Source organism: Georgenia sp. Z2081, from assembly GCF_055326445.1.
The window spans coordinates 1-8,155 of sequence record NZ_JBUZNK010000021.1 but is presented as its reverse complement, the minus strand read 5'-3'; the positions used below and the strand labels follow the sequence as shown (position 1 = coordinate 8,155).

Here is an 8,155-nt window from a genome sequence, read left to right as displayed (position 1 = left end):
CACTGCGTGGCCGGCGTCCTTCAGCTCGTCGGCGATGAAGCGGTGTCCGAACTCGGGGTCGTCGGCGTGGATGTCGTAGGCGGCGTTGATCAGGTGCGCCTCCTCCAGATCACGAGCACTGACAGGGCTCGCGCGCCACTGGTAGAAGCCCTGCGTGGAGAAGCCGAGCACCCGGCAGGTCACCGCGACGGGAATCACGCCAGCGGCAAGGTCACGGACCAGCGGGTACATCATTTTGGGCGGGCCTGCCCTGGGCCGAGGTTGGCCCGGGAGAGGTACGCGGTGGCCTTGCGCAGGATCTCGTTCTCCTGCTCGAGCTCGCGGATCCGCTTGAGCATCCGGGCCTGCTCCCCGTCGCTCGCGCCGCTCTCACCGCGAGCGGGCTCGAAGCCGCGTTCTCGCAGCCGAGCCTCGTTGACCCAGGTCTGCAACGCGGACTTCGACATCCCCAGGTCGCCACAGACCTGCCGCTGCGTCATCCCCTGATCCAGCAGCTCCAACGCGCTGGCCTTGAGCTCTTCTGAGTAGATCTTCGGCACGAGAGCCATCCTCTCCGCTCCGCAGAGCAGTCAGGAAGTCAACCGAACCCTCAGCAGACCCGTGCCGGACTGGCGACCGGTCGGGGTGCTCATGACAGACTCCGCACGACCATGTGACCGGAGATGCGCCCGATCAGCACCACCTCACCATTCCCGGTCTGGAGAGCCTTCGTGACCTGTTTGAGGTCCACCAGTGCCCGCGCGGCTGCATCGGGTGCGGCCTCGGTGTGGGAGGCGATCAGGCAGCAGATGATGTCCTCACCAGGGATGAAACCCTCTGCGGTGACCTCAATGAGTTTCGCTCCGGTGCGGTGCTTGCGCGGCTTCGCCGGTTCTGGTGCCGGGTCAGGTTCAGGTGTACGACGTGGTGGCCGGGCCGGCAGCAGATCGGTGAAGCTCGTGCCATCGGCCTCATGGACCTCCACCCGAACTGGTCGGCTGCGATCCTCGCTGGCCTGGTCAATGATCTGCGGGAACGCCGATCGCGACCACGGCCATTCGTCCTCGGGTGGCAGCGGGTTGCCGTCGATGGTGACGTGCATCGAACCATCAGGGTGGATGTCTAGGACGATGGTGCGCATCGACACCGGGGCCTGCTCAGGCTGATCTGCTCTCATGCCGCCCAGGTGCACACAACCCGCACCGGAGGTGCCTTGGCGTGCTTAGCCTGGTCGCTGTCTGCGCAGTGCACGGGCGTCGTCTCGGGAGAAGATGATGACGCCGTGGGGCCTGGATGCCGGTGTGCAGCTCATGATCGATCCCCACCCGGCGGGATTGGTGATGAAGACCCGGTGGTCGATGCCCGCGGCACAGGCATCGCATGTCGTTCTCGGTCGTGTGTTCCGGCGCCCGCGCAGCAGCAGAAGGATGGTGCAGGCCGCTAAGGGGGCGTTGATGATCCCTGGCGCTCCGGTCCAGAACGCGTCAGTCAATGCCGCGTAGAGCCCCCAGACCAGGGCGTTGGCGATAATGCAGCCTTGGCTGGCCAGGCTGATGCCCCGCAAGCGTTCGGGGCGGGCCCGGTTCGTCCAAGTGTGTCGTGCTTGGGGCAGGATGAACCGGCCTGGGTTTCGTTCCTATCGGTTTCCCTGTCCGGCGGTCGCCGGGGAGGCTGATCCGAGGTCAGCGTAGTACGCGTCCTCGACCTCGGCCGGGGTGCGCATGCCGAGCTCGCCATGGAGGCGTTGGTGGTTCCACCACCACACCCATTCGAGCGTCGCAAGCTCGACCTGCTCGACCGTCCTCCAGGGCCCGCGCTGGCGGATCAGCTCGGTCTTGTAGAGGTTGTTGATCGCCTCGGCGAGGGCATTGACGCTCCTATATCTGTCAAATAGCCACTCGGGATACCTCCGCGGTCTCGGGGCGTGCTTTGATGAGGTGGTAGACCTCTCGGATGACGTAGCGTTTCAGGCAGCGGATGATGTCGCGTTTGGACTTGCCTTCAGCGGTGCGGCGGGCCACATAGGCCTTGGTGGGCTCGTGGTGCTGCATGCGTACGATGACTGTCCTGTAGATCGCGGAGTTCAGCTGTCGGTGTCCACCGTGGTTGATCCTGTGCTTACCGCTGGTCATCCCTGATCCGGTGGGCACCGGGCTGATGCCGGCGAGTTTCGCGAACGCGGCCTCGCTCTTGATGCGCTCCGGGTTGTCTCCAGCGACGATGAGGATCTCGGCGGCGGTGTCGATGCCGATACCGAATCGCTCCAACAGTGCAGGGCACTGAGCCGTGACCAGTCCGGCGATCATCTCTGCGACTTCTTTAATCTCGGAGTTCATAGTCAGCCACCGCTTGGCCAGGGTGCGCAGGCAGTGCCGCAGAGCATCTTCCGGGGTGGATAGGCTCCGGGGACGCAGTGCAGCCAGGTGTCGGGCCAGCTTGATCTGGGTCATCCGGTTAGTGGTGGCCCGCAGTTCGTCATCGCCGTGGACGAGCATGCCTTTGAGGATCACCATAGCTGCTGAGCGGTCACGCACCGCGGTGTCATGGACGACCTTCAGCTGCCGGATCATCTCCACGACGCCATCAGCGGTCTTCGGGGTCGCTGTGGCCAACCCTGAGAGTGCCGCTCGTGCGGCATTCTCGGCATCGAGGGTGTCGGATTTGCCGTTCATCCGGCGCATCCGCCGATCTGGCCTTCCGGCCTCGACGACTGTGTGCCCGTTCCGGCGCAGGAACGAAGTCAGAGTGGCCCCGTAAGAGCCGGTGCCTTCGATGCCGAAGACCAGGACCTTCCCGAAGGATTCTGCCCAGGTCAGTAACTGCTTGAACCCGCCGGTATCGGTGCTGATGGTCAACGTCGCGAGAATCCCGGCGATGGAGTCCATCACTGCGGCGACGTGGATGTGTTTGTGGGTATCGACGCCGATGACGACGTACCCGGATCTGATTTCAGACTCTGTGCCCATAGTGCTGGTGCTCCTTGCCGGCATAGTGTGAACGTTGCACACTGTCGTCGGCCAGGCGGACAGGACTGTCACGAGGGCGCTTCGTTGACTTGCTTGGCTCCAGGCTCCTATTAGGTCACTCCTGGTCGGCGGCAGCGTGTTCTTGCCTGCCCGGCCGGAAGCTCGACAGTACAACGCCAAGGCACCATCAGGGGCCAATCATAAGCAAGGGTCAGAACACTCCGACCGGGACTCCCCGATTCTTGCGGAACCCGGTAGAAACAGACTGACAGTCATACGAGTCCCCGACAGTGCCTGTCGACGGGGTCGCGCCAAGTTCGACGACGCGGTCGGTGTAAACCATCGACATGTAGTTCGAGCCGTGGTCGGCGTGATGGATCAGCCCGTCGAGCGGGCCGTCCGCGCCCCAGGCGGCCATGTCCAGCGCTTGTAGGGGCAGGACCTCCGCGCGCAGCGTCGAGGCGACGTTCCAGCCCACGATCTTGCGCGAGTACACGTCGGTGACGAACGCCACATACGCGAACCCCGCCCAGGTGGCCACATACGTGATGTCCGCGACCCAGAGCCTGCGCGGCGCGTCTGCGCGGAACCGTCGTTGGACGAGGTCCCGCGGCAGGGATTGCGCCTTGTCGGGCCTGGTCGTGAACGCCTTCTTCGACTTGCGAACCCCACGCACTCCCGCGAGGCGCATGAGGCGTTCGGTCTGGTCTCGGCCGATGTCCCATCCCTGACGTTTCAGGAGGGCATGCATCTTCCGCCGCCCGTAGACGCCGTAGTTCTCCGCATGCAGCCGGGCGACCTCGGGCACCAGCAGCTCGTCCCGCAGCTGCCGGGCGGAGACGACGCGGGTCTTCGCGGCGCGATACCCGCGGGACGTGATGAAACCCTGCACTGCCGGGCGCAGCGTCCGGCAGATGAGCTCGACCCCGAACCGCTCTCGATATTCGTCGATGAAGCGGATCATCTCGGTCAGGGCCGGTCGAGCTCCTTCGCGAAAAACACGCTCGCGGCTTTGAGGATCTCATTCGCTTTCCGCAGCTCGGCCACCTCGCGGCGCAGGCGCTTGTTCTCCTCCGCGACATCGCTCGGGACACCGGGCTTCGCGCCCGCGTCGACCTCCCGACGACGATGCCACACCCGCAGCGTCTCCGCGCTCATGCCGAGGAGACCGGCCACATGCCGCACCGCGGACATCAGATTCGAGCGCTCACCGGAGGCCTTGGCCTCATCGAGCATCCGCAGCGCGCGCTCGCGCATCTCGGGAGAGTACTTCTGGTTCATCGCGTTCCATCCTTGCTTCAAGAACGGAACGAAACCCAGGCCGATTCAGGAACAGCAGAAACGCCAGGACGGTTCCGATCATCCCCACCCGGGAGGCCAGTTCCACAACTACTGCCTCTCAGGCGCGCGCTACCCGCCCCTGTTCGTCACTCAGAACACCGCGCCGAGGCTGCTTGCTCCCGGCCACACGTTCCCCTGGAAGAAGCCGGCCTGAATCCGCAGTCGCTGGGCAGCGACCGTATCCTTGCAAGAGCGCCGCATCTGGGAGCCCTTCGGCCTCCTCATCGGAGGCGCATCCCGCTACGCCGCCACCCTCGGCCACCTCTCGTTCCACGAAGAGATACCAGCCCCGCACTCCCACCTCGCCGACTAGAGCCGGACAGGAAGCCAGACAAGCGCCACACCACTCTCGACTCACAAGTGTTAGTATCTGCGTATGGATGCAGATAAGAAGGTATGTGGGATGAACCCGTCCTCGGAGTTCGTGGACCTCGCCGCGGAGGTGCTGGGCCTGCTGTCCGATCCGACGCGGATCAGGATCGTGCTCGCCCTCCGGGAGGCGGAGGAGCTGCCGGTGAACGCGCTGGCGGAGCTGGTCGGGAAGAAGCCCTCCGGGGTCTCGCAGCACCTGGCGCGGTTGCGGATGGCGCGAATGGTCACGACCCGGCAGGAGGGCACGAGCGTGCTCTACCGCCTCACCGACGAGCACGCGGTCGCCCTGGTGGTCGAGGCGATCAAGCAGGCCGAGCACGCCGTCGCGAACGGACACATCCCGCCCCACCACCACGCACCCCGGCAGTAGTACCCCGTCCGTACTTACGCCCTCGATTGTGAGGTCTCGTCTCATGCTCGCCGTTCTCCGCAACCCGTCCTACGCGAAGCTGTTCAGCGCGCAGATCATCGCCCTGTTGGGCACGGGCCTGCTCACCGTCGCGCTCGGGCTGCTCGCCTTCGACATCGCCGGAGGTGACGCAGGCGTCGTGATGGGGGTGGCGATGACGATCAAGATGGTCGCCTATGTCGCCGTCTCACCGGTCACCACCGCGCTCACTGCCCGCCTGCCCCGTAAGCCCCTCCTGATCGGGGCCGACCTCATCCGCGCCGGGGTCGCGGTCTCGCTACCGTTCGTGACCGAGGCGTGGCAGATCTACATCCTGATCTTCCTGCTGCAGTCCGCGTCGGCGACGTTCACGCCCGCGTTCCAGGCCGTCATCCCCTCAGTGCTCCCCGACGAGGGCGAATACACCCGCGCCCTGTCGCTGTCGCGCCTGGCCTACGACCTGGAATCGCTGGTGAGCCCGATGCTCGCCGCCGCCCTGCTGACCGTCATCAGCTTCCAGGACCTCTTCGCCGGCACCGTCGTCGGATTCCTCGCCTCGGCAACCCTCGTGATCGTCACGCGGTTCCCGTACATCGCCACCCCGCCGCCTGCGCCGTTCTTCGATCGCCTCACCAGAGGCGTCCGCGCGTTCTGGGCCAGCCGGGAGCTGCGCGGCCTGATGGGGCTGAACCTCGTCGTCGCGACGACTACGGCGATGGTGATCGTAAACACCGTCGTCCTCGTCCAAGGCGACCTCGGCCGCCCGCAGACCGATGTCGCGCTCATGCTCGCCGCCTACGGGGGCGGCTCCATGCTCGTCGCGCTCGGCATGCCCAAGCTCCTCGACACCCTGCCCGACCGGAATGTCATGCTCACCGGCGGCATCGCCATCCCCGTCCTGCTGCTCGCCGCGACCGGGGTCATCGCCTGGGCTGACGGCACCGGGCAATGGGTCGCACTCCTGGTCTTGTGGGGACTGATCGGTGCGGCGACTTCTACGATCCTTACTCCGTCCGCCAGGCTGCTGCGCCGGGGCAGCAGCGAGGAGAACCGTCCGGCGGTGTTCGCGGCGCAGTTCTCCCTCTCCCACGCCTGCTTCCTCATCACCTACCCCCTCGCCGGAGTCCTCGGAGCCGCCATCGGCCTGCCCGCCGTGGCCCTCGTCCTCGTCGGCATCGGCGTACTCGGCTCGATCGTCGCCACGACCGCCTGGCGGCCGGCGTCCCGCGTGGAGTCACCGGTTCCGTGAACCCGCACCCTCGGCTAGTTTGAAAACGGTGGTGAGCACTCAGGTTCCCTAGATTTCCGAACGGATTCGCGGGAACTCGTCACTTAATCTCCATGCGGCTGGTGGTGTCGAACAGCTCGTATTCGGCCGGGTGGAGCTGGTGTTGGACGACGAAGGAGCGTTCCTTGATCCGCCAGAGTCCTTGTCCGGTGGCCAGGGTGGGCAGGAGTTCGCGTTCGGTGCCGGTGAGTCCGAGGGTCTTGGCAGTGGTGCCGAGCTGGTCGGATTCTTGCCGGTAGATGATCCGCGACTCAGCATTGGCCAGCAGCGAGTTCGCCAGCGACCGCATCGCGGAGCCCTGATCGCCGACGTTCTCCAGGTCGGTGAGCTTGTGGAAGATCAGCATGTTGCTGATCCCATAGGCCCGTGCCAGCCGCCAGTGCGCGTCCATGCGCTTCAACAAGGCCGGCTCGGACATCAGGCGCCATGCTTCGTCGTAGATGCACCAGCGCTGTCCGCCATTGGGGTCCAGTAGTGCTGATTCCATCCACGCCGACGAGCAGGTCATCAGCACGCTGACCAGGGTGGAGTACTCGGTGACTCGGGAGAGGTCCAAGGAGACCATCGGCAGGGTCGGGTCGAAGGTCTCGGTGGAGGGGCCGTCGAACAGGCCGGAGAGGTCACCGGCGACCAGACGCCTGAGTGCGTGTCCGACCATGCGCCCGTCCTCGGCCAGCCGCCCGTCAGGATCATGGGAGGGGTTCAGGAGGTGGTCAACGATCATCGGCAGGATCGGCACCTCGTTCTCCCGGACTGTCGAGGTGAGGGCGGTGTCGATCGCGGTGTGCTCCAGCGGGGTCATCGACCTGGCCAAAACGGTCTCGGTCAGCGCCCCGATGAGGTCACGGCGCCGGGAGGCCACCGTGGTGGTCCACTCGGCATCCGAGAGCCCGGTGGGCCGGTAGCCCTCATCGAGCGGGTTCAGCCGGGTGGGCAGGCCGTGGCCGAGCTGGATCGCCCGGCCCCCGACCGCGCGAGCGATCTCAGTGTGCTCACCCTTGGGATCACCAGGGACATAGACCCGGCGGCCGAACGGCAGCGAGCGCGTATAGAGCGACTTCGCCAGGGAGGACTTGCCGGAGCCGACGATCCCGGCCAGCACCACGTTGGGAGCGGTGATGACCCCGGACTGATACAGCACCCACGGGTCGTAGACGAACGAACCACCGGAGTAGAGGTCTTGGCCGACGAACACGCCCTTGGAACCAAGACCGCCCTCAGGGGTCTGCTGAGGGTTCGGTTGACTTCCTGACTGCTCTGCGGAGCGGAGAGGATGGCTCTCGTGCCGAAGATCTACTCAGAAGAGCTCAAGGCCAGCGCGTTGGAGCTGCTGGATCAGGGGATGACGCAGCGGCAGGTCTGTGGCGACCTGGGGATGTCGAAGTCCGCGTTGCAGACCTGGGTCAACGAGGCTCGGCTGCGAGAACGCGGCTTCGAGCCCGCTCGCGGTGAGAGCGGCGCGAGCGACGGGGAGCAGGCCCGGATGCTCAAGCGGATCCGCGAGCTCGAGCAGGAGAACGAGATCCTGCGCAAGGCCACCGCGTACCTCTCCCGGGCCAACCTCGGCCCAGGGCAGGCCCGCCCAAAATGATGTACCCGCTGGTCCGTGACCTTGCCGCTGGCGTGATTCCCGTCGCGGTGACCTGCCGGGTGCTCGGCTTCTCCACGCAGGGCTTCTACCAGTGGCGCGCGAGCCCTGTCAGTGCTCGTGATCTGGAGGAGGCGCACCTGATCAACGCCGCCTACGACATCCACGCCGACGACCCCGAGTTCGGACACCGCTTCATCGCCGACGAGCTGAAGGACGCCGGCCACGCAGTG

General features: G+C 65.8%; 8 protein-coding genes and 4 pseudogenes. 4 read left to right on the top strand and 8 right to left on the bottom strand.

What is annotated here, in order from left to right:
* The 7 genes and pseudogenes from ACZLKG_RS16505 to ACZLKG_RS16475 all read right to left on the bottom strand — a co-directional run.
* Window positions 1-234 (bottom strand): annotated as a pseudogene (locus tag ACZLKG_RS16505) (IS3 family transposase); the annotation flags it as partial.
* On the bottom strand, window positions 231-539 hold the full coding sequence (locus tag ACZLKG_RS16500) for a transposase (protein WP_463649345.1): 309 nt from the start codon (window positions 537-539) through the stop codon (window positions 231-233). The pseudogene ACZLKG_RS16505 and the gene ACZLKG_RS16500, both read right to left, overlap by 4 nt.
* An 89-nt stretch (window positions 540-628) precedes the next feature.
* Window positions 629-1,120, bottom strand: a complete 492-nt coding sequence (locus ACZLKG_RS16495; RefSeq protein ID WP_463649349.1) for a hypothetical protein — start codon at window positions 1,118-1,120, stop codon at window positions 629-631.
* Window positions 1,121-1,615: 495 nt separating this feature from the next.
* Window positions 1,616-1,849 (bottom strand): annotated as a pseudogene (locus ACZLKG_RS16490) (integrase core domain-containing protein); the annotation flags it as partial.
* A 16-nt stretch (window positions 1,850-1,865) separates the two neighbouring features.
* Window positions 1,866-2,945 carry an IS110 family RNA-guided transposase gene (locus ACZLKG_RS16485; protein WP_310537427.1) on the bottom strand — a complete coding sequence of 360 codons (1,080 nt, stop codon included), beginning with the start codon at window positions 2,943-2,945 and terminating at the stop codon, window positions 1,866-1,868.
* A 211-nt stretch (window positions 2,946-3,156) separates the two neighbouring features.
* A complete protein-coding gene (locus tag ACZLKG_RS16480; protein ID WP_463649348.1) occupies window positions 3,157-3,909 on the bottom strand; it encodes an IS3 family transposase in 753 nt (250 codons plus the stop codon).
* 5 nt (window positions 3,910-3,914) lie between these two features.
* On the bottom strand, window positions 3,915-4,226 hold the full coding sequence (locus ACZLKG_RS16475) for a transposase (RefSeq protein ID WP_463649347.1): 312 nt from the start codon (window positions 4,224-4,226) through the stop codon (window positions 3,915-3,917).
* 463 nt (window positions 4,227-4,689) lie between these two features.
* Between ACZLKG_RS16475 and ACZLKG_RS16470 the strand changes: the two genes are divergently transcribed.
* Together ACZLKG_RS16470 and ACZLKG_RS16465 are read left to right on the top strand one after the other, a co-directional pair.
* A complete protein-coding gene (locus ACZLKG_RS16470) occupies window positions 4,690-5,028 on the top strand; it encodes an ArsR/SmtB family transcription factor (protein ID WP_085437293.1) in 339 nt (112 codons plus the stop codon).
* A 43-nt stretch (window positions 5,029-5,071) separates the two neighbouring features.
* Window positions 5,072-6,295, top strand: a complete 1,224-nt coding sequence (locus ACZLKG_RS16465; RefSeq protein WP_463649346.1) for an MFS transporter — start codon at window positions 5,072-5,074, stop codon at window positions 6,293-6,295.
* 79 nt (window positions 6,296-6,374) lie between these two features.
* On the opposite strand, the pseudogene ACZLKG_RS16460 reads toward ACZLKG_RS16465, so the two are convergent.
* Window positions 6,375-7,553: pseudogene (locus ACZLKG_RS16460) on the bottom strand (ATP-binding protein); the annotation flags it as partial.
* Window positions 7,554-7,616: 63 nt separating this feature from the next.
* Between ACZLKG_RS16460 and ACZLKG_RS16455 the strand changes: the two are divergent.
* Both ACZLKG_RS16455 and ACZLKG_RS16450 read left to right on the top strand, forming a co-directional pair.
* Window positions 7,617-7,925, top strand: coding sequence for a transposase (locus tag ACZLKG_RS16455; RefSeq protein ID WP_463649345.1), 309 nt, complete (start codon window positions 7,617-7,619; stop codon window positions 7,923-7,925).
* Window positions 7,922-8,155, top strand: a pseudogene (locus ACZLKG_RS16450) (IS3 family transposase); the annotation flags it as partial. The gene ACZLKG_RS16455 and the pseudogene ACZLKG_RS16450, both read left to right, overlap by 4 nt.